The 24,409-nt window shown below is 42.5% G+C and carries 23 protein-coding genes and 1 tRNA gene; 17 read left to right on the top strand and 7 right to left on the bottom strand.

The annotated features are described in order from the left end of the window. Positions 1-2: 2 nt before the first annotated feature. Genes Q4A21_01460 through Q4A21_01450 form a run of 3 tightly spaced genes read left to right on the top strand, consistent with a single transcriptional unit; the run spans position 3 to position 3,502 of the window. A complete protein-coding gene (locus Q4A21_01460; GenBank protein ID MDO4902207.1) occupies positions 3-1,319 on the top strand; it encodes a hypothetical protein in 1,317 nt (438 codons plus the stop codon). A 32-nt stretch (positions 1,320-1,351) separates the two neighbouring features. Continuing rightward, positions 1,352-2,788 (top strand): PEGA domain-containing protein, encoded by a 1,437-nt coding sequence (locus tag Q4A21_01455; protein MDO4902206.1) that lies wholly within the window; start codon positions 1,352-1,354, stop codon positions 2,786-2,788. 39 nt (positions 2,789-2,827) lie between these two features. Beyond that, on the top strand, positions 2,828-3,502 hold the full coding sequence (locus Q4A21_01450) for a hypothetical protein (GenBank protein MDO4902205.1): 675 nt from the start codon (positions 2,828-2,830) through the stop codon (positions 3,500-3,502). A gap of 21 nt (positions 3,503-3,523) precedes the next feature. Here Q4A21_01450 and Q4A21_01445 read toward each other — a convergent pair whose 3' ends face one another. Together Q4A21_01445 and xseA are read right to left on the bottom strand one after the other, a co-directional pair. Continuing rightward, a complete protein-coding gene (locus tag Q4A21_01445; protein ID MDO4902204.1) occupies positions 3,524-3,721 on the bottom strand; it encodes an exodeoxyribonuclease VII small subunit in 198 nt (65 codons plus the stop codon). Next, positions 3,705-4,856: an exodeoxyribonuclease VII large subunit gene (gene xseA, locus Q4A21_01440; GenBank protein ID MDO4902203.1), complete on the bottom strand. Its 1,152-nt coding sequence runs from the start codon at positions 4,854-4,856 to the stop codon at positions 3,705-3,707. Before xseA ends, Q4A21_01445 begins: the two co-directional genes overlap by 17 nt. 56 nt (positions 4,857-4,912) lie before the next feature. Here xseA and Q4A21_01435 point away from each other — a divergent pair, with 56 nt between their 5' ends. Genes Q4A21_01435 through Q4A21_01420 form a run of 4 tightly spaced genes read left to right on the top strand, consistent with a single transcriptional unit; the run spans position 4,913 to position 8,818 of the window. Further along, on the top strand, positions 4,913-5,392 hold the full coding sequence (locus tag Q4A21_01435) for a hypothetical protein (protein ID MDO4902202.1): 480 nt from the start codon (positions 4,913-4,915) through the stop codon (positions 5,390-5,392). Positions 5,393-5,399: 7 nt separating this feature from the next. After that, positions 5,400-6,644 (top strand): tRNA guanosine(34) transglycosylase Tgt, encoded by a 1,245-nt coding sequence (gene tgt / locus Q4A21_01430; GenBank protein ID MDO4902201.1) that lies wholly within the window; start codon positions 5,400-5,402, stop codon positions 6,642-6,644. 49 nt (positions 6,645-6,693) lie between these two features. After that, the gene (locus Q4A21_01425) at positions 6,694-7,614 is read left to right on the top strand and encodes an ATP-binding cassette domain-containing protein (GenBank protein MDO4902200.1); all 921 of its coding nucleotides are present in this window, start codon (positions 6,694-6,696) and stop codon (positions 7,612-7,614) included. Further along, entirely contained in the window at positions 7,607-8,818 is a 1,212-nt protein-coding gene (locus tag Q4A21_01420) for an ABC transporter permease (GenBank protein ID MDO4902199.1), read from the top strand. The genes Q4A21_01425 and Q4A21_01420 overlap by 8 nt, the downstream gene beginning before the upstream one ends. A 115-nt stretch (positions 8,819-8,933) precedes the next feature. Here the strand turns inward: Q4A21_01420 and Q4A21_01415 are convergent, their stop codons facing one another. Beyond that, complete coding sequence (locus tag Q4A21_01415) at positions 8,934-9,062, bottom strand: hypothetical protein (protein ID MDO4902198.1); 129 nt, start codon at positions 9,060-9,062, stop codon at positions 8,934-8,936. A gap of 229 nt (positions 9,063-9,291) precedes the next feature. On the opposite strand from Q4A21_01415, the gene Q4A21_01410 reads away from it, so the two are divergent. The 3 genes from Q4A21_01410 to Q4A21_01400 all read left to right on the top strand — a co-directional run bounded on the left by Q4A21_01410 (position 9,292) and on the right by Q4A21_01400 (position 12,798). After that, positions 9,292-9,711 carry a hypothetical protein gene (locus tag Q4A21_01410; protein ID MDO4902197.1) on the top strand — a complete coding sequence of 140 codons (420 nt, stop codon included), beginning with the start codon at positions 9,292-9,294 and terminating at the stop codon, positions 9,709-9,711. Between the two features lie 65 nt (positions 9,712-9,776). Beyond that, positions 9,777-12,299: a cation-transporting P-type ATPase gene (locus Q4A21_01405; protein MDO4902196.1), complete on the top strand. Its 2,523-nt coding sequence runs from the start codon at positions 9,777-9,779 to the stop codon at positions 12,297-12,299. Between the two features lie 103 nt (positions 12,300-12,402). Then, positions 12,403-12,798, top strand: a complete 396-nt coding sequence (locus Q4A21_01400) for a hypothetical protein (protein MDO4902195.1) — start codon at positions 12,403-12,405, stop codon at positions 12,796-12,798. 40 nt (positions 12,799-12,838) lie between these two features. Here the strand turns inward: Q4A21_01400 and Q4A21_01395 are convergent, their stop codons facing one another. Continuing rightward, complete coding sequence (locus Q4A21_01395; GenBank protein ID MDO4902194.1) at positions 12,839-15,256, bottom strand: HAD-IC family P-type ATPase; 2,418 nt, start codon at positions 15,254-15,256, stop codon at positions 12,839-12,841. An 85-nt stretch (positions 15,257-15,341) separates the two neighbouring features. Here Q4A21_01395 and Q4A21_01390 point away from each other — a divergent pair, with 85 nt between their 5' ends. After that, entirely contained in the window at positions 15,342-16,472 is a 1,131-nt protein-coding gene (locus tag Q4A21_01390) for a M20/M25/M40 family metallo-hydrolase (GenBank protein ID MDO4902193.1), read from the top strand. 57 nt (positions 16,473-16,529) lie between these two features. Here the strand turns inward: Q4A21_01390 and Q4A21_01385 are convergent, their stop codons facing one another. Together Q4A21_01385 and Q4A21_01380 are read right to left on the bottom strand one after the other, a co-directional pair. After that, positions 16,530-17,363 (bottom strand): GNAT family N-acetyltransferase, encoded by an 834-nt coding sequence (locus Q4A21_01385; GenBank protein ID MDO4902192.1) that lies wholly within the window; start codon positions 17,361-17,363, stop codon positions 16,530-16,532. Positions 17,364-17,504: 141 nt separating this feature from the next. Continuing rightward, positions 17,505-17,630 (bottom strand): hypothetical protein, encoded by a 126-nt coding sequence (locus tag Q4A21_01380; GenBank protein ID MDO4902191.1) that lies wholly within the window; start codon positions 17,628-17,630, stop codon positions 17,505-17,507. A gap of 118 nt (positions 17,631-17,748) precedes the next feature. On the opposite strand from Q4A21_01380, the gene Q4A21_01375 reads away from it, so the two are divergent. From Q4A21_01375 to Q4A21_01360, 4 genes are all read left to right on the top strand, one after another. Beyond that, positions 17,749-17,822, top strand: a tRNA-Gln gene (locus Q4A21_01375). A gap of 93 nt (positions 17,823-17,915) precedes the next feature. Then, entirely contained in the window at positions 17,916-19,532 is a 1,617-nt protein-coding gene (locus tag Q4A21_01370) for an ATP-binding protein (protein ID MDO4902190.1), read from the top strand. A gap of 50 nt (positions 19,533-19,582) precedes the next feature. After that, positions 19,583-20,725 (top strand): response regulator, encoded by a 1,143-nt coding sequence (locus tag Q4A21_01365; GenBank protein MDO4902189.1) that lies wholly within the window; start codon positions 19,583-19,585, stop codon positions 20,723-20,725. Beyond that, the gene (locus Q4A21_01360) at positions 20,726-21,406 is read left to right on the top strand and encodes a pseudouridine synthase (GenBank protein MDO4902188.1); all 681 of its coding nucleotides are present in this window, start codon (positions 20,726-20,728) and stop codon (positions 21,404-21,406) included. It abuts the gene before it with no gap. A gap of 34 nt (positions 21,407-21,440) precedes the next feature. Here Q4A21_01360 and Q4A21_01355 read toward each other — a convergent pair whose 3' ends face one another. After that, positions 21,441-21,992: a hypothetical protein gene (locus Q4A21_01355; GenBank protein MDO4902187.1), complete on the bottom strand. Its 552-nt coding sequence runs from the start codon at positions 21,990-21,992 to the stop codon at positions 21,441-21,443. 102 nt (positions 21,993-22,094) lie between these two features. Here Q4A21_01355 and der point away from each other — a divergent pair, with 102 nt between their 5' ends. Next, complete coding sequence (der, locus tag Q4A21_01350) at positions 22,095-23,573, top strand: ribosome biogenesis GTPase Der (GenBank protein MDO4902186.1); 1,479 nt, start codon at positions 22,095-22,097, stop codon at positions 23,571-23,573. A gap of 243 nt (positions 23,574-23,816) precedes the next feature. After that, positions 23,817-24,383: an aminoacyl-tRNA hydrolase gene (gene pth / locus Q4A21_01345; GenBank protein MDO4902185.1), complete on the top strand. Its 567-nt coding sequence runs from the start codon at positions 23,817-23,819 to the stop codon at positions 24,381-24,383. Positions 24,384-24,409 lie beyond the last annotated feature (26 nt).

Below are 24,409 nucleotides of genomic sequence, written 5' to 3'. Positions count from 1 at the left end.
TTATGGCGAGAAAAATTAAATTCGAAACTGCAAAATTCGACAAAATCACCCCTGGTGGTCAAGCGCTTGGCACGCTTGACAGCGGTAAAAAGATATTTGCGTGGGGCGTTTTACCGGGAGAAACGGCTAAAATTCAAATCACCAAAAATAAATCGTCATTCTGCGAGGGCTTTGCGGTTGAAATCTTAGAAAGTTCGCCCCAGAGGATTACTCCGCGCGATCCAGAAAGTTATCTTTCGACCAGTCCGTGGCAGATTTTCGACTTTGATTTTGAGCAAAAAACTAAGCAAGAATTGATTTTGGAGAGTTTTCGACAAGAGAAAATCGATCTCTCCAACTTGGATCAATTTTATTCAGACGGCAAGATTTTTGAGTATCGCAACAAGGTAGAATTTTCTTTTTGGTTCGAAAAATACGAAGACAGTGATGACGGCGAGTTAAATCTGGCATTTTTCAAGCGTGGAAGCAAAGGCAAAATTCCAGTGTTCGGTACAAGTCTTACGCAACCAGAAATCAACGAAGCAGGGCAAAAAGTCCTTGAAATCTTACGCGCGCGGAAGACTTCGAGCCGAGATCTAAAAACACTACTTATTCGAGCCAATCAGCACAATCAAATTGCTGCGCAACTTTATGTAAAACAAGAGGATTTTCCGATTTTTACAGATGAAGAACTACTAAAATTAAATTTCAAATCCTTTGAAATAATTTTCTCCAATCCAAAATCTCCAGCCAGCGTCATTACCAAAATCCTCCAAGCTAGTGGCGAAAAAAATCTTACCGACAGCGTTCTGGGCGTTGATTTTAATTATGCAACCGAGAGTTTTTTCCAGATAAATCTACCAGTTTACGAGCAGAGTCTACGCGATATGGAGCGATTTCTTGATAGCAAAAAACCAACCGTCGATCTCTATTCTGGGGTTGGCTCAATCGGGCTAACTATCGGCAAAAATGCACTCACAATGGTAGAAATCAATCAATCAGCTGTGGCAGAAATGCGCAGAAACATCGCAGTTTTAGGGCGAGAAACTTCCGCCCAAGCGATCCTGGCTCCAAGCGAGAATGCGCTCGACTTTATCCAAACTGGCGCTAATCTAATCGTTGATCCTCCGCGCGCAGGTATGGACAAAAAAGTCTGCGCCAAAATTCTCCAAACACAGCCAGAGAGAGTCATCTATCTCAGTTGCAACCCGACGACTCAAGCCCGCGATGTGGCAATTTTAAGCGAAAAATACGAGATCATTTATGCTCGTGGCTACAACTTCTTCCCACGCACACCACACATCGAGAATTTAATCGTTCTCCAACTGAAATCCGCTTGATTTTTTCAATAAAAAGGGTTATAATTATGTCAATGATTTTTGAAAATAAACGCCGTCAAGCGGTGATAAATATTTCTAAAAATATCTTGGCGATCATCTTCGTCTTATCTGTTGTTTTTGTTGCTGTATTTTTAACACAAGGTTGGACAATAACACCCAAAGGCAATCCTCATCAGACGGGGCTAGTTCAATTTATTTCCACACCAAATAACGCTAATGTCAAGATAAATGGCACGCAAATCAATGACACAACTAACACCAAGCGTCAACTCGACCCTAATGTCTACAATTTCGAAATATCAAAGAAAGACTATACCACATGGAGGAGAACTGCACAGGTTGACGCTGGTAAGATTTTATGGCTTAACTACGCGAGACTTCTGCCAGAAAAACTAACTTCAAAAAAATTCTTCAACTTTGAAAAAATTCAAGATATTATATTTTCCGCAGACAAAAAATGGAGCATCATTGTCGCCCAAAATGGCGGATCGTTTAAGATATACAAAATAAATTTGGAAGAAGAAAACCAACAATTAACTGAAATTATCTTGCCCGATTCTATCTTTAATATAGAAGACAATCCGGAAATCGAGACTCAAAAGCAACAAGTTATTTCAACAATATCTTTCAAAAAAATCAGCGAAAATGGCTCACGAATCTTAGCTCAATGGAAAAAGGGTAAAGAAACACAAAATCTCATCATAGACACACAAAATCCAGAAAAATCAACCAATCTAACAGAGATTTTTCATCTTAACTTCGAAAATATCACACCAGCAAATCGAGATTTTACAAGGCTTTATTCAACTATTTCTGGCGACCTTCGAGAAATAAACCTCGATAATTCTACAGTATCAGCCAACATAACAACTGGCGTTCTTGATCTTAAAATCCACAATAACGATTCAATTTTAGTTTCGAGAAAAATAAAAGATGGTGATTTTACAGTCGAAGTCCTTGATAAAAATGGCAAAAAAACTACTATCAAGAAATCAATTACTCATACGCCCAAAATAGAAATGGGGCGCTATTACAATGAAAATTACGTCCATATCTTAACTGACAATATACTAACAATCTATAAGGGAAGTGACTGGCGAGGCGCGTATTCGCCAAAAATTTACAAGACTTTTACTTTAAAATTCACACCCAGCAATATAGAACTCAATCAGGAAAATCGAATGATTCTTCTTTCATCTCCTGAAAAAAATCAGATCATCGATCTCGAAACCATAAAATCTTACAATCTAACAAGCAGTAAAAAATACTGGGTGGACAACTTTATACTTTATAGCATCGAAAACGGAAAAATAATCTGGGAAGACTTTGATGGGTCAAACAAAAGAGTGGTTGTGGAATCGGAGAACTTCAAATCCTCAATATCCGCCAATGATAAGTTTTTGTTTTCAGTTGCTAAAAATTCAAACGGAACATTTTCACTAAACAAATCTCGAATAATCTTGGACTAAAGTCTTGAAATTTTAGATAAACACAAGTATAATAGGCTTATGAAAAAGAATTTTAAGAACGGTGCCGTAGAGGGCTCCACGATTGTAATTATCTTATTAACTGTCGCACTTGTTGGTATGGGTGCGTTTGGCGTTTGGTCATACTTGCAGTACTCTCAAGAGAAGAATGGCGTAGATAATAAGGTTGCACTAGAAGTTGCTAAGGCTAAAAAGGAAGAGGGTGAACTTCAAGAGAAAAAATACGCTGAGCGAGAAAAAGAGCCAAATACCGAGTTTAACGCGCCAGAGGATTTGGGTAAAGTCCGTTTTATGTTCCCAAAAACTTGGAGCGCATATGTTGACACAGATGGAGCTGGCGGAAAGCATTACACAGCCTATCTTCATCCAAAAGTAGTCCCATTCGTACCCCGAGACTCAAAGACTCAACAGCGATTTGCACTCCGTGTGGCAATCTATAATCTTCCACTAGACAAAGTCTTAGAGGAATATCAAAAGACCATCGAAAAGGGCGAATTGTCATCAACCAACACAATCGCTAATGGCCAAAACGCAACCAAACTTGAAGGATTATTCCCACACTCCAACAAAGATGATCGGATTCGTGGTGTCGCATACTTCTTCAAGGTCAACGATAAGACCTTGATGATGCGAACAGACGCAGACATATTCCGCGCAGACTTTGATAAACTTATCCAGACAGTCAAATATAATTAAAAATCGCCCTGCGGGGCGATTTTATTTTGAAAAGTCTTGCGTGAGGACTTCAATCTCATTCTCTATCTTAGATAGTTCATTCTCAATTTTGGAGAATTTTTCCAGAGCCTCGCGATACTTACCACTCACATCGCTCAAAGATATCTCGCCATTTTCAATCTGGCGCAAAATCTCATCGATCTCCGCAATTTGATTTTCTATATTATTTTTCTCTGACATTTTTTACCTCCGCTTTAATTATTTTTTGAAACAACTCAATCTCAATTTCTTGTTTTTCTGATAAAACGCCTCTCACTATCGCATAGCCTTTTTTCAAAACTGATTCTGGATTGAGATTTTCCAGCAATCGCCTCTTGGAAGAAATTTCCGCTCGCACATCTGCGATACTTTCCGAAATCACAGTCATTAAACTCTCGCGCTTTTCTGCAATATTGGAAATTTCCAAGCCAATTTTCGAAACGATAGAATCACCAGCTCGGATAATTCGAGAACGAATAATCTCAATCTCAGCCATCCTATCTGGAGTAAGAATTTGCGCCACATGACTCGGAGTAGCAGCCGCCAAATCAGCCGCCAAGTCAGCCAAACTATCATCAATCTCGTGACCAATACCAGTAATTATCGGAATCTTGGAATTAAAAATCGCGTGCACCAGAACTTCTTCATTAAAACTCGCCAAATCTTCCGCCGATCCACCGCCACGAATTACCGCAATAACTTCAGGCTTATCATCAAGATTGTTAAAATACTCAATAGCGCTGGCGATCTGGTTAGCGGCGCTCGCTCCTTGAACTTGCGTATGAGCAACTCGCACGCGCGCTCCTCCCCAACGCTGATTCAAAATTTTAATAAAATCAGCATATCCAGCCGCCTGTGTGCTTGAAATCACGGCGATATTTTTAGACCCAACAGGGATAGACTGTTTTTTGCTTTGATCAAAAAGGCCCTCTGCTTCAAGTTTCTTCTTCAAAATCTCAAAACTCTTCTTGAGTTCACCTTCTCCTTGCGGCTTGATCTCAACAACGGTCAGACTGAATTTGCCCCAATCAGTAATCTTGGGGCGAACCGTCGCAACCACACGCATACCATCTTCAAGCGGCAATCTCATCTGATAAAGCATCATAAAACAGGGCAGCGTTGATTTTTTATCTTTAAGGTCAAAGAAAACATATTTACCTTGATTAATCTTGAAACTCGAAACTTCACCCTCAATCATCACCAAAGGTGCGGCCGTTTCGAAAATCTGATTAGCCGTTTCAACAAATCCGGAAACCGTAAAAAGTGGCACGAGATTTTCTACCTTCTCGCTCGGCTGGTCCAAGAGGTCGGCAAATTCATCAAAGTCAAAACTCATATAAATATTATAACACGCGTGTTTATTTTTTGCCCAATTTGTGGTAAAATAATTTCATGAAATCAACCTACTCAGATAAAAATCTTGAAGAATTTATCCAAAAACACTTCGAAGTTAAGTTAAAATTCGATGAAGTCTTGGCGCGCGATATGGCAGTAAGTTATTCTGCTGAAGCGACTATTTTTCGCGCAGAAAAAGGCAAACTTTATGCATTTATCTCTGGCGAATCTCGGCTGACGCTCGGCGATATTCAAAAATTCTTATCCAAAATGAACATAAAATCTGCCAAAATCTTTCCGCCAAATGGTCAAAAAAAGTATTTTTCCGAGCGGGCAAGACTTCAATTTTTAGAGATTTTCCCATCGCGACATCATATTTCTGATGAGGAACTTCGATATTACAAAACGCGCGTCCCATACAACCCAGCATTGGTCGAAATCGCAGAAATTAAAGATGGCGAATTGCGCTGTTTTAACGCCGATAGCGTGGGCACTTGGCGGACTTTTAAGCGAATTTCTTACAAAAAAATCATCTGAGGACAAAATGAAAGCAATCAACTTCGAAATTAAAACTCGCCTTGACGGAACCCTCGCAAGAACCGGAATCATCAAAACTCCACACGGCGAGATAAAAACACCCGCTTACATCGCAGGCGGAACCAACGCTACTGTCAAGGCGCTCACTCCTGAACAGATCAGAAGCACGGGCGCGCAGGCAGTTTTGGCTAATACATATCATTTGATGCTTCGACCAGGAGCGGATATTTTGGCACGAGCCGGCGGAATCCATAAATTTATGAATTGGCCGGCACCGACTTTTACGGACAGCGGTGGATTTCAGGTGTTTTCACTGGGAATGGCCTACAAAAAAGGCATCGACGCAACTTCGCATACAGAAAAGGGCTCTTCGAAATTGGCTAAGCATTCTGCCGAGCAATTGGCCAAAGTTGGCGAAGATGGCGTTTGGTTCAAGTCACACATTTCTGGCGAGAAGATTTTTATGTCGCCCGAAATCTCGATGGAACTTCAACACAAAATTGGCGCCGACATCCATATGGCGTTTGATGAGTTGACCTCACCTCTTGCGGGGCGAGAGCAGATCAAATCCGCATTAGACAAAACTCACGCTTGGGCGGAGCGATGCTTAACGCGGCACGATCAACTTAACCGCGAGCATCTGAAAAAAGGCGAGCCGCTTCAGGCGCTTTTTGCCGTAGTTCAGGGTGCGCGAGAAGAAGATTTTCGAAAAGAATCAGCAGAATTTTTGGGGTCGAAAGACTTTGAGGGCTATGGTATTGGCGGAATTTTTCAACCAGAAGAAATTCCAGAAGTTTTAACTTGGGTCAATACAACTTTGCCAGAGAATAAACCACGACACCTACTCGGGATGGGCGCGCAACCTGCGGATTTATTTTTGGGCGTTGAGTATGGTATCGATACTTTTGATTGCGTAGCACCAACTCGTCAGGCCCGAAACGGCGCTCTCTTTACTTATAGTGGGAGGATTAACATTTCTAACGCCAAGTTCAAAGAGGACTTTACGCCGATTGACGCGGATTGCGGATGCTATACTTGCCAGAACTTCACCAAGGCTTACATCAACCATCTTTTCCGTGCCGATGAAATTCTGGCAAGCACTTTGGCTTCGATTCACAATGAGTATTTTGTAATCAATACTGTCGATAAAATCCGAGAAAGTCTTGAAAACGGTAACTTCTTTGAGTATAAAAAAGATTTTCTCGAAAAATATTATGACCGAGAGCGGGCGGCGGATTTTATTACAAAATAAGCAAAATCGTTTTTTTTTTTTTTTTGAGATTTCGTGATAAAATGGAGTTATGAAAGAAAATATCATTGAGATCAGAGATTTTAATCTGTCTTTTGGTTCAAAAAAGATCATCGATGGATTGAATTTTGAAGTAAAAAAGGGCGAGATCTTTGGCTTCTTAGGCTCTAACGGAAGCGGAAAGACCACCACAATTCGCGCATTGCTCGGAATCTACACACCCGACAGCGGACAACTTCTATTAAACGGCGAGAAGTTTAGCCCAGAAAAATCGCACAAAATTGGCTATTTGCCAGAGGAGCGAGGGCTCTATAAAAAAGAAAAAGTCATCGATGTGATGGTTTATTTTGCTCGATTAAAAGGACTTTCTAAAAAAGAAGCGCTGGAATTTTCTCATAAATTCTTGGAGCGTGTAGGCCTTTTAGATAAAAAAGATCTCAAAATTGAAAAACTCTCTGGCGGTCAACAGCAAAAAATCCAACTCGGAATCACTATTATTGGCGAGCCTGATTTGCTGATTCTTGATGAGCCAACAAAAGGCTTTGACCCTGTCAACCGTGAACTCTTGATGGAAATTATCAAGGAAGAAAACGCCCGTGGCGCTACTGTCGTGATGGTCACTCACCAGATGGAAGAAGTTGAAAAACTTTGCCAGCGAGCGATTTTGCTCAAAAACGGCAAAGCCGAAGCTTACGGCACGATCGACCAGATCCGCGACAAATACGGCGAAAATCGCATAATCTTGGAATTCTCTGGCGATCTTCCAGAATCCAAACTCTTCGAAATTATCAAAAAAGAAGCAAATTACGCTGAAATTAAGCCAGTGGCAAGCCCACGCGAAATTCTACAGGAACTCGCAAACTTCGAAAATTTGACAATTACCAATTTTAATGTCCAAAAATCAACTTTGAATGAGATTTTCTTGAAGATTTATGGCGATCAGAATTCTGAAACGGAGGCAAAAAATGTTTAATCTCGGCACAGTCATCAAGTTTGAAGTTGGTCGCACGCTCAAAAAACCAACTTTTTGGCTAGGAATTTTGATGATTCCAGCGTTTTATGGCGTATTTTTCTGGCTAGGCAATATATCCGGCAAGCAAGCCGCAGAGTCCGCCGAGAAACTCGCTAAAGAAAAATTCTCCTTCGAAATCCGTGATGAAAGTTCAATCTTGGCGCCACAAGTTATCGAGAGCGTTGGCGGAAAAATCTCTCAAGATAAAAATTCTTCCATCGAAAAGGTCAAAAAGGGCGATTTGGACGCGTTTTACTTCGTGCCTAAAAATTTGGGCGAAGAAAAAGTCCAAGTTTACGGAAAATATAAAAATTTCAACGAGAACGGAAAATATTCTGCTGTAATTAAATCGCTTTTGAAAAATTCTTCAATCGAGACAATCGACAAGAATAAACTCGCAGCCGTAAATGATGCAATCTCGGTAGAAGACAAACTTTTCCGTGATGGCGAAGAATACAATCCACTCCGCGAAATGGTCGCGCCAGCAATATTCTTGGTGGTGTTCTACTTCATAGTGGTATTTTTGTCTAACAGAATGCTCACAAGCGTCACCGAAGAAAAAGAAAACCGAGTAACAGAGATGATCTTGACAAGCATCTCCGCTAGAACATTGATTTTGGGAAAAATTATCTCAATCGCAATCTTGGGCGTAATACAGATTTTGACACTACTCGTACCAATCCTGATCGCGCTCAACTTCCGTGAGGTGCTGGGACTCCCTGATGTGGGCGGAATTTTCAGCAATGTCAATTTTGACACTTGGACGATCTTCAAGAGTGCGCTGATTCTGATTTTCGGACTTGCGATGACTATTGGATTTGTTATTGCGCTCGGCGCTGCAATGCCAACCGCACAAGAAGCCTCCAATTATTTTGGCTTTATCGTTCTGCTTTTGATGGCACCGTTCTTTGTGATGCCGATGTTCTTCAGCGCAGAAAAAACAATTGTAGTTGATGCGTTGACTTACTTCCCGCCAACTTCGCCAATAGCGCTTCTCCTCAGAAATACGCTCGGTACTTTACCCGAAAGCGAAGCAATGATTGGAATTGGGCTTCTGGTGGTTTTTGGCGCGTTAGCAATCTGGCTGGCGGTCAAAATTTTCCAGCACGGCACACTCTCATACGGCAAAATCGTCAATCCAAAATCACTTTTTGTTAAAAAATAGTTCAAAATTCCTTTCGAAAATCAAAATCCCGCTTGAAAATGGCGGGGTTGATTTTTTATTGCACCATTGCTATAATAAGATACTGAAAAATATTTTTGGAGGTGATCTCGATGAGTCAATATTCTCGTCGCTCTCGCGCAGAAAAAGATCCTGCGCCACTCTTGTTCTTCGCAACATTTACTGTACAATCTTTGCTTTTGTATTTTACATACAGAGTAATGCCGTTCTGGAATCTATATGCCATAATTTTTCTATATATTAGTCTATTTTGTGCTATATATTCCGGCAACATCTTATTTAAAAATATACAAAAAAGCATAGTTATAGAATCAATATTTTTCATAATCGGAGTTTTGATTATTGAATTATTATTGAATTGTTGATTTAAAATACCTCGCTCAAAAAGGGCAGGGTTGACTTTTTACCGAAAAAATGATATAATGTATTTATCTTAAAAGAAAGAAGGACCTTATATGGATAAGAGTTTCACATTTTCACTTTCGCTTTCATTTTCCGAAAACCTAGCAAGGGAGCTAGCTAAGGATTTAATAGCCGGAGGGTCTGCCATCGAGGAGTCGCAGGATGACGAAAATACAATATCATTCTATCACCCTGACGGGGGATTTTTCGGAATTCGAATGTATTTCGATAAAACCACTTCGAAAATCAAACTTTACGCAATGCACGATACCAGCGGCGGAGGCACTGTTATTGCAGGAATAACATTCGAGTTGATCGATAATTCGCTTGCTGTCGAATACGATGAACCCTTATACAGTAAGTACAGATACATAAATGAATCTATTTCAGATCGCGCCAAAAGATTTATAGAAGTGAAGGTCGAGAAGGCTATGACCTCATTCCATTCGGGAAACGAGGAGGCTGAACTCTAACCCAAAACCACCCACCCGGGTGGCTTCTTTTTGCCAAAAATTCTCGCTTATGTTAAAATATAGATATGGATTTTTATAATTTTTCCGTAGAAGAAACGCTTAAAAAACTTAACTCCAGCGAGCAGGGGCTTTCGAAAAAGGAAGTTCAATCTCGACAAAAGCAATTTGGATTGAATGAAATTAAAGTCGCCGGCAAGCCAATCTGGAAGAAGATTCTCGAGCCGCTTCTCGACATTTTTATGTTGGTGTTGATTTTTGCCGGCGTGGTTTCTGTCTTTCACGGCGACACGCTGGACGCAATCATTATCTTTGCGATTGTTGGCGTTAATGCGGCAATTTCTTACATTCAAGAATATTCCACAGAAAAAATCCTGCGTGAACTTAGAAAAACCAGCGAGCAAATTGTCGAAGTTGTCCGCGACGGAAAAGTCATACAAATCAGCCAGACAGAACTCGTGCCAGGCGACATTTTGAACCTAAAAGAAGGAGACAAAGTCCCCGCCGATGCGCGGATTTTGAGCGCCAACTCCGTGCGTGTCAACGAGAGTTTGCTCACGGGCGAATCTTTGCCAATCTCCAAAACCGCCGACGCCTTGGACAGCAAAAATCTTGAGGCCTACCAGCAAATCAATATGTTGTTTTCTGGCGCGTTTGTGATTTCTGGCAACTTGGTGGCAGTCGTGACGGCGACTGGCGAGAGGACAGAATTCGGTAAACTCGCCAAACTTTCTTCAGAAATCTCCAGCGAAAGCCCCGTTCAAAAAAAGGTCAACAACTTGGTCAAAAAAATTATTCTTGCCACGATCGCTATGGCGGTTTTCGCATTTTGGCTTAGCCTTTACCGCGGGATGGATTTACTCGAAAGCCTAAAATTTGTGATGAGTCTCAGCGTTTCGGTTGTACCAGAAGGCTTACCAATCGCAATTTCCATTATTCTCGCACTTGGAATGCGACGAATGGCGCGCCAAAAAGCGCTCGTTCGCAATCTCCGCGCAATTGAAACCGTCGGCGTTATCACTACAATCGCCACTGACAAAACTGGAACTTTGACAGAGAATAAACTCACAATTCAGCAGTTCTTCACCTTCGAAGACGAGCAAAATTTCTTCGAAAATATCTTCCGTTCCAAGAATAATTCCGCCAAAACCCACGATCCGCTCGACACGGCGATGGAAGAATTTTCGCGCCTTAAAGGTGTTAGTCTGGCGGAAACCAAGCCACTCCACGCTTTTGGATTCAACCAAGATTTAGCATTGAGTGGCAATCTGTTTCACACAGGGAAAGACTTTACGCTTTATGCTAAAGGCGCGCCAGAAAAACTGCTTGAAAATTCTAATTTGCCAACAAAAGACAAAAAAATCGTGCTTGAAAAAATCGCACACTTCACCTCTAACGGGTTTCGAGTTCTCGCCATTGTTAAGAAAGATTTTTCGAAAGAAATCACCGATCTGAGCGAAGTTTCTCCAAGCGAAAAGTGGGAATTTTCTGGGATAATCGCCGTGGCTGATATTTTGCGAAAAACCAGCGCAGCCGCCATCAAGCAAGCGCGGGCGGCGGGCGTATCCGTGCGGATGATCACCGGCGACCACCCAGAAACAGCCTTCCATATTGCCACCAAATTAGGCTTAGCCGACAGCCGTGAACAAATTTTTGATGCAAGCCGTATAAATAATTTGAACGATAAAGAACTTAAATCAGCAGTAGAAAAATCTCTAGTCTTTGCTCGAATCACCCCAGAAACTAAACTCAAGATTCTTAAAGTGCTTGAAGAATCCCAAATCACCGCAATGACAGGTGACGGCGTAAATGATGTTCCTGCGCTGGCCGGCGCTAATGTCGGCTTCGCTATGGGCTCAGGTAGTGAGATCGCCAAAGATGCGGGCGATATTGTACTTCTTGATGATAACTTTAAGTCAATCGTCACCGCGATGAAAGAGGGCAGGATAATTGTTTCCAATATTTCAAAAATGCTCTTCTATGCTCTCGCCACCAACGCCGGCGAGGCTTTGACAATGATCGGCGCACTGATTTTGGGTATTCCACTACCGCTTGTGCCGGTTCAGATTTTGTGGATCAACTTAGTCACTGACTCCGCCTTGATCATCCCTATCGGACTTGAGCCTGCTACGGGAGATATTATGAAGCAAAAACCATCCGCTCCTGACGCGCCAATTCTTAAAAAATCTCACGCATTGCGGATGATCTGGGTTGCGATATTAATGGCTATAATGGCGATTTCGACCTACAATTACTATGCTCAGACCTCTGGGGTAGATACTGCTCGCACACTTACATTTACACTTTTGGTTGTTATGCAGTGGGCCAACGCAATCAATGCGCGCAACTTAGATAAGTCAATCTTTACCAAAGGGTCTCGCGCCTTCAATCCCGCATTTTGGGTTGGAATGGCTGTCGCGATCATCCTTCAACTTCTTGCGATTTTCACTCCGCTCGCGCAATTTCTCCACGTTTCACCGGTTAAGATTGAAGATTTACTTAGCGTGAGCCTACTGGCATTTATTGCTCCAATAATATTGGTCGAAGTTCACAAATTCTTTTCGAATAAGATAAAGAAGTTCGAAAAGTAGTTCGAAGAAAAAATCAAAAACCTCGCTCGAAAAAGGGCGGGGTTGATTTTTGTTCGGAAAAGTGGTAAAATATATTTATTCTAAAAGAAAGAAGGACTTTTATATGATAGAGTATGTCTTCATACTATCACTTAACGCAGTGCGAAGGTTAGCTAAATATCTAATAAGCGAAAATATTACTGAGCAATATTCTGAAAATAAAATTGTGTTTTATGGCTCCGGTAAAAAAGATACAGATTTTACAATAACATACACTCTCGGATCTCGCGGAGTTGAAGTTAATTTACGAGAGAAAAAGCGTTTCGGAATATATCTCTTAGCAAATATATATTTCGAAATACATTCATACGCAATAAGAACATCATATGATGAAGATAGCTACAATTACGCCCCGATTTTACATGATGAGCTAATTTATAAAGTAGAGAATTTTCTTAAAGAAGAGGTCGATAGAGCCAAGAAAAAATATTACTCAAAGACTAAGCTCATTGAACTTTAACAAAAACCACCCACTCGGGTGGCTTTTTTATTCTTCGAAATTACTTATCACGCTTACGGCGCATCAAGCGTATTTGAATAATGGACGCTAAAATTATCACGCCAAGAACGAACCAGATTTTTTTACCGCTCGGCAAGTTAAATTCGAAAAAATCTCGAAGGAACCGATTGCCAAAAATCGCACCAGTAAACACAATCGTTCCCGCGAGATACAACAATCGACGGATACGAGTATTGCGAACAGTGCGCGAGTGAAGCATTTTTTCACCCAAAATCGCCACAAGAAAACCAAAATACGCCGTAGAAATCACAACAGTGGCCAAAATTCCACGAAGTTCAAAATTACTCTTGGGCAAAATCTCAATCAAAGGCGCGTCGAAGTATTCAACCAAGCCGCGGAAAGTTTCAAAATTAATAAAATCAGCATTAAACGGCAAAATCAGCCCAACATAGATCACGGAAATATCCACGCCCGTCAGCACGGCAATCGGCGCAACATTCCCAAGAGTATCTCGCCAAAAATCCTTGGGGCTAATCTTGCGCGTTGGGAGCGGAGGAAACAGTGTCACAAGAATCGTTGGCATCGTCACAAGAATAAAATTCATATAAGTGATATGTCGCGGCAAAAATGGATAGTTCAAACCCAAAATCATCGTAATGAATAAAATCGTCGTGCCAAAAATAATTTTATGGAAGAACAAAATCGCTATCATTTCGATGGAAAGCATAATCCGATTACCAATTTTAACCCCGCTCGGCAAGGAAGTAAAACTATTGTCCATCAACACAAGATCCGCCACGCGCCGAGTCGCTGGAGCCGCGTCAAACATAGAAATCCCGAGATCAGCCTTCTTGATCGCCAACGCATCATTAACACCGTCACCAATCATACCGGTATAAAGTTGATTTTTTTGAAATATGCCGATGATTTTTTCTTTTTGATCTGGAAGTACGCGCGCAAAAATCGAATTTTCAAGAACCGCTGCTTCAAAATCCTGCTCAGAAAATTCCGCAAGTTCCGCGCCGGTGATGAATTTTTCCGCGTTTTTGACGCCAGCTTCCGCCGCAATATGGCTCACGGTCAGCGGATTATCGCCCGAAATCACACGGATACTTACACCACGATTTTGAAGAAAGTCAACCGTCTCGCGGACGTTTTCGCGCAAGGAATTTTTGAGCGTCACGATTGCCAGTGGGCGGAACTTTGCGCCAGAATCGATCAGATTCTCCAACTTTTTGTTCGAGGGTTTTTCGGCAAATTCAGCGAGAAGAAGTACGCGCAACCCCTTGGACGCGAGCGTTTCGATGCGCTTCGAAGTCTGCTCGGCGAGTTTCGAATCGGCAAAATTTCGCAAAATAAATTCTGGCGCGCCAAAAACGACGCTTTGAGATTTTTTGTTTATAGTTAAAGTGGCAGCGCTCAATTTTCGAGATGAAGAAAAGGGCACAAAATCAGAAATTTTGACCTGAGAAGATTTTTTCGAATCTTCAGAAAACTGCTTCAAAATCGCTCGCGCAGTGGCATTTTTATCCTTACTTTGCGAGTTTAGCGCGGTCAAAATCGCACCAAGGCTCGCCTCATCGAGATCTTTATCCAAAATTTCAAAATCATTAAACTCAATCTCAGGTGAAGTCAGTGTGCCGGTCTTGTCGGTAGCCAAGACTTCGAGAAGCGCCATATCTTCGATAGCGGAAATTTTTTGCGGCAAGACTTTGGCTTGAAGAAGTTTAAGAGAACCATACGCAAAGAAGAGCGAACTGGCAAGAAGCAATCCCTCCGGCACCAATACGACAACGGCAGAAGTGATAGTTTTTAAGATTACAACATCTGTCTGACCCAAGAATTTATAGCGAAAAATCACAACAATCGCCAAAAAAATCGCAAAATAAGTAAGATAAGTGATCAGACGCTGGATGTTTTTTTGGATTGGAGTAAGTTGTGGCTTGTATGACTTGAGACGAGCGGTCATTTGGCCGGATTCAGTAGCATCACCGACAGCCAAGACTTCCGCAACGGCATCACCAGCAACTACTATCGCGGAAGCAAGAACTTTTTCGCCAGCAGACTTGGTGATTGGAATCGACTCTCCAGTAAGCATAGACTCGTTAATCTCAAGACCATTAGAGGTGATAATTTTCGCATCGGCAGGGACTTCATCACCATTTTGGAGCAGGATTTTGTCGCCAGATTTTAAGTTGGAAAATAAGATCTCTTCACTCGAGCCATCTTCTTTCAAAAGTCTCGCTCGCGGCTGGCTCATCAGTTCAATTTTTTTCAAAGTTAAATATGCGCGGATTTCTTGGATTGACCCAATTGCGGAATTTATTAAAATTACAACAGATATAAACCACGCATCACGGTCTTCGCCAAGAGCCAAAAGTCCTATCGCCAGCAAAAATATTGCGATTGATATTGGTGAAATAAAATTGCGAATGATAATTGAACGGATCTGCTTCATACTAAAATTATACTTTATTTAGTGCGGAATTTCCAGATTTTTGGGCGGATTTTGAATTTCGAAAATAAAAGCGTATAATATAATTATGGAAAATTCACTTGATCTCACTAAAAAATTGATAGAAATCCCCAGCGTATCTGGCAACGAAGCGCAAATTTTGGAATTTTTGGAGCGATTTTTGAGTAAAAACGGAGCAGAAGTTAAGCGGACGGCAGATTTTGTGGCTGGTGTGTTTCGAAATGAAAAATCTAAAAGTTCGAAGCGCGCGGTGATCTTGACTGGTCATATCGATACAGTTGCGAGTGGTGATCTCTCAGGCTGGCAAAATTCTCCTTGGCAAGCAATAGAAACAGATGAAAAAATAATTGGACTTGGCGCAAGCGATATGAAAGCAGGAATCGCAGCGAGTTTCTGCTCGGATATTGACTTTTGGGCAGGAAATGGCGAAAGAGCGGATTTCGACCTTTGGCTTGTGGCTGTTTCGAACGAAGAAATCGATGGCTCGGGAAGTGCCAAATTTGCTGAGTGGCTCAAAAAATCAGGCCGAAATTATGAAGAAATCTATGGTCTTATCAGTGAGCCAACAGGTAACCAACAGATTGAAGTCGGACATCGCGGAAATCGCTTTGTCGAATTTAATTTTTTGGGAATAAGCGGACACGCAAGTCAGCAGGACAACTTTGAAAAATCAGCCTTGGCAAAAGCATCAAAATTCACAAAAAATTTAGACAATATTTACCAAAAACTTCAAGAGAAATATTCAAATCAAATTCTCGGCGCGCCGAGTATCGTCGCAACAAGTCTGAGCGCAGGTGATTCGACCAGCCCTAACAAAACTGCGGGCGAAGCGACTCTGATTTGCGACATAAGGACTACGCCGGAACTCGACGCCGACTTCGAGAATTTTATCAACTCGCTCGCAAAAGAGTTTGATTTTTCATGGAAATATCACAGCGAGCCTGCACCATCTTGCTTGATTTCGAGCGATTCCAAGGTGGTAAAAACCCTAACGAAAGTCGCAAATCTTGGCGATAATTCCGCCGTCGTCAGCCCCGGCGCAACCGATCAGGCGTTCTTCGTCAATGGTTTGGGCGCAGAAATCGTCGTCTTTGGGCCGGGCGAATTTTCAGAGGCACACCACCAAAACGAGTTCATCTATAAACAAAAAATTACCGATTTCTACCAAATTTGTAAGGATTTTTTGCGCGAGATTTAGTCTCAAAACAACCAAAAATTCAGAAAATAAAAATCGCTCCAAAATCGGAGCGAAATGTTAGAAAATCTTACCAACAACCAAATTGCAGCAAAGCAATCGATTGAAGGAATTTTCGCTATAAATCGCCATATGTCGGCGAGATATAGAATCAGACCCGAGCAGGATATGCCATTGCTTCTCGGAGCGATCGCCATTGTACCACTCTTCGAAATATTTTTGGCTAATTTCTGAAAATTTATTCAAAAATTCTTGCTCTCGATCTTTGAAATAGGCGAGGATTTTTTCTTCCATTTCAGGATCTGGATCCATACCCGCCTCAACTTTATCTCTATAAAGAAGAAGTTCATTCTTACAGATTGTTCGACAAAGATCTTCCGCCTGATGAGGCAAGAAATCCGCCACGAGAACTTCATCATCAGTAAAGCCATTTTTCATCATAGCGGAGTATCCACAAAGCACAAACGGCATATCAGATTTTCCGTTCAGGAATGCGTAAGTGCCGTCAATATCCTCTGATCGTGCGGCTTCTTCGTCAATCTTATGGACGAGATAAGTCGCAAAGCCTTGCTTTTGATACTCTGGCAGGGTAAACATCGTGCCAACCTCACCAAGACGCATACCGAGTTCATTTTCGAATGGCGCCATAAGCGTCACAAAAGCCACCAATTTTTCTTCATCAAAGAGAAGAGCAACCAGACGCTTTTCGAGAACATCGTCTGGCTCAACATCCAGAACCGTGTCATCAGTCTTGGACATCTCAGAGATTAGATTACAGATTTCGCCAATCTGATCAAGACCAAGATCATGAAGAAAGCAAAAATATAACTCGCCCGCATCAACGCGCGCCTGAATATTTTCAATGATTTCCTTAAAATTAACAAGTGCTTCCATCTTTCACCTCCAAAATTTATTTTGAAATCCTATTTCAGACTTCAAGAAAAGATAGATTTGATTATTTTATCATAAAAATGAACAAATGTCAAAAATCACCCCGAAGTTCGAAGTGATTCTATTATCGAAATAAATTTCGAATTATTTTGCTGCTAAGGCTGCGGCGATTCGCTCACGGCGTTTTGCTTCGCGGCGCTTGGCGATTTTTTCAAGCATTTTGCGCTTTCTTTTGATGTCTGCGCCGTGCCAACTTTTATGTTTAGCCATTTTATTCCTTTCGGTTAAACTTAATAAAACAATTCTCTCTGATTATATCACATCTTGAGCAGAAAATCAAAAGAATTTCTTGATTTTGGGCGGAAAGTTTGCTAAAATGGTAGAGCAATGGGAATTAGCCAAGCGGTAAGGCAGTGGGTTCTGGTCCCATGATCGGGGGTTCGAATCCCTCATTCCCAGCCAAGAAAAAGCTTCGAAATATCGAGGCTTTTTCTTTTTTAGATATATTGAAAATGATTGAAGCTTATGCTAAAATTGTAGCATAAAGGTTGGGCAATGTTCGGATTTAAGAAGAAAAACACTCCAAAGATTAAAACCAGTCTATCAAGTGATAGTCAATCTATTTTGAACGCTATTGACGATGGCGTGATTGCGATCGGACAAAATGGCGACATTGAAACAATTAACCCCGCCGCCCAAAATATGACTGGGTGGTCACAGGCGGATGCCTTTGGGCTGACTTTTGAGTCTGTAATTAAACTCACCAACAGCGAGGGTAGAGAACTTCTTCCTCAAGAAAATCCGATCAAAAAATTCATCGCCAATCCAACTCCACTCACCTCTCGAGAATATTTTATAAAAACACAGGGCGGTAAAAACATACCGATTTTTCTTCATATTAACCCGATTGATGCGCAGAACTCTCGCTTTGTGGTAGTATTTCGCAATATCGCAAAAGAAATTCAAGAAAATCGCGAGCAAACTGAATTTATTTCTACAGCCAGCCACGAGATGCGCACCCCTGTTGCGAGCATCGAGGGCTATCTTGGCTTGGCGCTTAATCCTGCTACTGCTACAATCGACGCCCGCGCCAAATCTTATCTGGAAAAAGCCCACGAGAATGTCAAGCATTTGGGGCAACTTTTTCAAGATCTACTAGATATAACTAAGGCAGAAGATGGGCGGCTAAAAAACGAGCCGGTAGTTTTGGACGCGGTAGAGTTTTCACGCGAGGTCTGGGATGGGCTTCGGGCTAAGGCTGAGAGCAAAGGACTTCGATACATCTTCGACCTAGACGAGAACAAATCCGGCGTCAACACAATTTCTCCGGTTTTCTATATTCATTCAGACAGGGATCATTTGCGCGAAATTCTTAACAATCTGTTCGAAAACGCAATAAAATACACCCCAGCAGGCGATGTGGTTGTTGGCGTGACTGGCGAGAGAGATTTTGTTGAAATTTCCGTCAAAGACAGCGGTATCGGCATTCCAAGAGAAGATATTCCACATTTATTCCAAAAATTCTACCGCGTGGATAATTCTGCCACCAGAGAAATCGGCGGCACCGGGCTTGGGCTTTATTTGTCGAGAAAATTAGCAGAGAGCCTTGGCGGAACTTTGCGCGTTGAGAGCGAGTGGCAAAAGGGCAGTGTTTTTATCTTGAGGCTACCAAGAATTACTCGCGAACAGGCAGAAAATTTTAGAGCAAGAGAAATACAAAAAACCGAGTTTCAGGAGAAGGCTAAAAACCTCGGCGAAGGTTTTGATTTAGTCAATTCTACCGCCGAAATCAATATTGAAAGTAGAGAATTTAAGGATCAGAATCTGAATTTCGAAGAGACACCGATTACACAGCAAGCCCCAACACAGCCCGTAACTCAACACAATCAGATGCTGGCGGCTCAGCAAGTACAGCTATCTCAGCAATATCAAGCTGTGCAGCCGCAGATAGTTCAACAAAATTACCCACCGGCGCAGCACCAAAACCTTCAACAAAATTATCAATATCAGCCGACACAACAACAGATTCAGGCGCCACCACAGCCAGCAGTCACAAGCCAGTATCAAGCCGCCCGACCGATGCCAACTCTAGCGGAGATCGAGGCGTCACGCCAAGCCTACCTTCAACAGATGGAAATTTTGCGTCAACAGCAGCAAAATCGGCAGAATTAAGCATAAAAACTATGGATTTTCGACAAAAATAATTATATAATAGGAGTAATATGACAAAGATTTTATTGGTAGAAGATGACAAAAGTTTGCGCGAAATCTACGGCGTGCGATTATTAGCGGAGGGTTACGACATCGTTTCCGCTGGAGATGGTGAAGAAGCCTTGGCTATGGCGATCAAAGAGCGACCAAATCTAATCATTAGCGATGTGATGATGCCTAAAATATCCGGCTTTGATATGTTAGATATTTTGCGATCGACTACGGAAACTCGCGGAATCAAAGTGATTATGATGACAGCGCTTTCTAGCGAAGAACAACGCCAGCGAGGCGAAGCGCTTGGTGCAGACAGATATCTCGTCAAGTCTCAAGTTGGCATTGAAGATGTCGTGAAGACTGTTCATGACGTGCTTGAAGACGGACACTTAACTCCTGAGCAACGCACCGCCAATAAACAATACCCTACAGCAGAAACTCCTATTGAAACGCCTATGGCAGATTTTAGCGCACCTCAAAATTTCGAAATGCCTAATATCGCACCCAATCCTGCAGCAAATATTCAGCCTATACAGGCTCCGCAACCTGCGCCAATTCCTCAACCTCAACCAGCACCAGCTTTCGAAAATTTAGCGCAAAATGTTCCTAACGGGCAACAACTTCCACAACCACCAAAAGCAGAAATTCAGCAACAGCCAGAGCCAGTATTTCGTCCGACACCTCAGCCAGAAATTCCAAGAAGCAATGAGGCTGCAAGTCCAATCAGGACTTCCGCGCCGAACTTAAGTAGCGAGCGACCAGCAGTACAACAACCGCAAATTCAGCCAAGAGAGACAGAAATTCAATCGCAGCTCCAACCTCATCAAACATCAATCCCTCAGCCAAATCCTGCGCCAGCACCTCAACCACGAGGTCAACACTTTGAGTTTATTAATCCTGTTCAAACCACGCAGAATCCACAGCCCTTGAGTGATCCACGGACTCCCCAACCTGCGCCAATTGCGCCGCCAGCTAATCTTCAGCCCAACCCAGCGTATTTTCAGGATGTGACGCCAAGGGCAAGATTTGCACAAGAGGAGCCCGAGCAACAATCTGGAGAAAGAGTAATTTCACCTCTACCCAATAATAACCGAGAGCAAGAAGCAGCATTAAATAGCGACCTTGAAAGAATGCTCGGCGGACTCGATTTTGAGGCGTAAATGAGCGATCGCCTTAACAAATTTCTTGCGCTCCAGCTTGGAATTTCTCGTCGACAAGCAGATGAGTTAATTTCCGATGGAAAAATTTACATCAACTCCAAAAAAGCAGAACTTGGCGCCCGAGTCGAAGAAACGGATGAAGTGCGAGTTGGCGACAAAATAATCTCTAACTCCACGGCTAAAATTTACCTTCTATTCAATAAGCCACGTGGCTACGTTTGCTCTCGCAAAAAGCAGGGCGACAATGAGACGATCTACGCAATTTTACCAAAAAAGTACCATTCACTTAAGCCAGTTGGGCGCCTTGATAAAGATTCAAGCGGCCTTTTATTGCTTTCTAACGATGGCGATTTTACCTTCAAGATGACGCATCCGAAGTTCAAAAAACTTAAAGAGTATCTTATAAGAATCGACGCACCGCTCGAACCACTTCACCAACAGATGATTGCAGATTTCGGCATTAATCTACCCGATGGGCGCTCACAGCTTGGACTCGAGCGGCTCGACGACTCTCGAAATCACTGGCGCGTCTCAATGAGCGAAGGGCGCAATCGTCAGATCAGGCGCACATTCTCCGCTGTCGGCTACGAAGTAAAAGAGCTTCATCGCGTGAAGTTTGGTAATTATTTCTTACCAGAAGATCTGAAAAGTGGAGATTTCTTCGAAACTAAAAAAGCCTAAAGAAAATAGCCTCGACTCTCGAGACTATTTATTTTTATATGAAAGTTGACCGTTCGATATTTGAGAGCACTATACCCTCAATTTCGAAATTTTTATCTCTAAGAATGCGGGCGAGAAATCTACTCATCACAACAATAAGTTCAACCATATTGTCGCCAACATTATCGCTAAGAAATAGTAGCCGCTCCGCATACAGAGCGAATCCGCCTGACGAATACCGATAAATCTCACCCTCATCGCGCAATCGACTCTCCTGATAGCCAGCTTCGAGCATAATATTTTGAAGCGTCCGGCGAAATTCAGCAGATTTGTCCAAGAAGCGCCTCCGCTCAATCTCGGAGTTAGTTTTAAAACTCTTAGATTCCAAGCACCAACTAAGCGCATCGAGCAACCCGCGATACATCTCAATATCTTCGTTGAATATTTTGCGAGTTTCCCTGATCGGCAGATAAGTGTCTTCGTCTTGCTTGATTAGCATAATCGTTAGCATCTCAATCCTATCCGCCAATTCTCGCCTAAACGCAAGATCGTTACCTTTCTTTTTGCCAAAAACGTGCTTCAAATAAGCCAAAATCCCAATTGCCATAGCAATCACCTCTTTCTAATTTGATTTATATATTTTAACACATTAACACTGATATTTCAAACTAAAATTGATTTTCTGCCCAAAATATGTTAAAATCTTGTTATGTCTAAAAATCTTCCTAAAGTTGCGATTGTCGGGCAGGCGAATGTCGGAAAGTCTTCGCTTTTTAATCGTATGCTAAAAACCCAGCAGGCCGTTGTGGCTCGCGAGGCCGGAACGACGCGCGACAGCGTTCTTGGCAAAGTAACTTATCGAAAACAGAATTTCTGGCTGATTGACACGGCAGGACTTAAAGACCCAAATGATGAGTTCGAGGCGACAATTCAGGAGCAGATCCAAGATGCGGTCGATGCTTCGGACTTGATTCTCGTGGTTCTTGATAGCACCAAGCCGTTTTCTAACGAAGATCGCCTCATCGCCAAAAAAGCCCTCAAATCTCGCAAGCCCGTAATTTTAGTCTTGAACAAAACCGACCTCAAAGGTAATCTACCGAACGAAGAATTCCAGCGCCTTGGCATCAAGACGATCATTCGAACTTCCGCCGAACATAACGCGGGCGTGGAAGATTTGCTTTTCGAAATTTCAGAAAACATCCCCAAAGTTAAAGAAGAAAAATCCGACGAAGATGTCATCAAAGTCGCACTCGTCGGTCGCCCAAATGCCGGCAAATCTTACCTCTTTAACACTTTGGCCGGTAAACAGCAGGCAATCGTTGCCAATGTAGCAGGCACAACGCGCGATGTTAACCGCACGGAGATTCGCTTCAATAATCAAAAAATCGAAATTATCGATACCGCAGGTATGCGAAAGCCCGGCAAGCAGGAAGTTGGCATTGAGAAATTCTCCGTTCTCCGCACTCTCGCGGCTATCGACGAGGCTGATATTTGTCTTCTCTTAATGGACGCCAACGAACTCAACACCCAACTCGACCAGCGCATCGCCGGCCTAATTAACGACGCCGGCAAGGGCATTATTATCGTGGTCAGCAAATGGGACAGCGTTGAGGGTAAAGATGCCTACACCCGCGACGCGCTCGCGCCAAGAATTGCGTATTATTTCAAATTTACACCTTGGGCACCACTAATCTTTACTTCAAGCAAAACTGGTCAAAATGTCACCAAGATCTTTGATCTCATCTTAAAGGTTAATCGCAACCGCAAGCGAACTGCGCGCACCGCCACTCTCAACCAACTGCTTCAGCAAGCCTCACAAAAGCACCCGCCAGCAGGTCTCAAAAACACGCACCCTAAGCTCCGCTACATTTCGCAATCAGACAACAATCCGCCTTGGTTCATAATCCACGGCTCCAACCTTAAATTTGTCCACTGGTCTTATAAGCGCTATTTGGAGCGATTGATACGAGAGAATTTTGATTTTTCAGGCACGCCGATCAAGTTTTCTTTTAGGGACGAAAAGCAAATCAAAGAGAACAAAAAGCGCCTCGCCGAGGGCAAAGAAGCCATCAATAAGAATCGTGGCGCGCTCAAAAAGGCACTCGACACCACCAACAAGCGCGAACGCAAGCGTGACGAACGGCTCGAAAAGCGTGGGATTGACATCTCCAAAAGACGAAGGCGATAGAGCAAGGCGATGTTCGACTTTTGGTTTTATAAAGGTGTAGCGCAAGGCGTGGCAAAATCACTATTATGCTGAAAGCGAGAAACGAAAAGCGAACTTCGCCGAAGCTATAAGCGAAAACTTTTTTCCTTATAAGCCCAGTCTGCTGAGATTATAGGCGCAATTCATTGAGATTATAAGCGCAAAGATTTGAGATACTAATCTCAGCCAATTGCGCAACTATGTAGAAATTTTTAGAGCTATTTTATGAAAATTATTCTCCTTCAAGGCAATTTCCCGCCCAAGTATCACGGGACGCGCCATAATGTGGCGTGGGCTTTTGGTGATTTTTGGGCAAACAAGTGGGGCGCCAATTTTAAGCCTGTGCCCAAGTTCTCAGCCGAGATTACTGAAATTTCAACAAATGGCGAAAAAGTGTTGCTAGTCAAGCCAACAACCTTCTACAACGAAACAGGGAGATCAGCACGCGCAATTGTGGATTTTTATAAAATTGATTTTTCACGGGATTTTTTGGCGGTTTGCGACGATGTTGATTTAGAGTTTGGCGTAGTGCGAGCGCGTCTGAGTGGCTCCGCGGGCGGAAACAATGGGCTCAAGAGTCTGATTGGGACATTTGGGCAGGATTTTGCGCGGGTGAGGATTGGCGTATCTAATGAACTTCGCGCAAGAATGGACACGGCAGACTTTGTGCTTGGGAAATTCTCTAAACCAGAGGTGGAAGCCCTGCCAGAGATCTTTGAAATCGCGGAAGAATTAACGCAAAACTTCATCCAAAATCACCTCCAAAATGAGAAAAAATCCGCCAGATTTTAGAAGGGGGCGGATTTTGAGCGTTTTGG

It is taken from the genome of bacterium, assembly GCA_030530825.1.
Lineage (GTDB): Bacteria > Patescibacteriota > Saccharimonadia > Saccharimonadales > Saccharimonadaceae > Nanogingivalis.
Note: the sequence above shows the minus strand (reverse complement) of the source record. Positions and strands in the feature narration are given on the sequence as shown.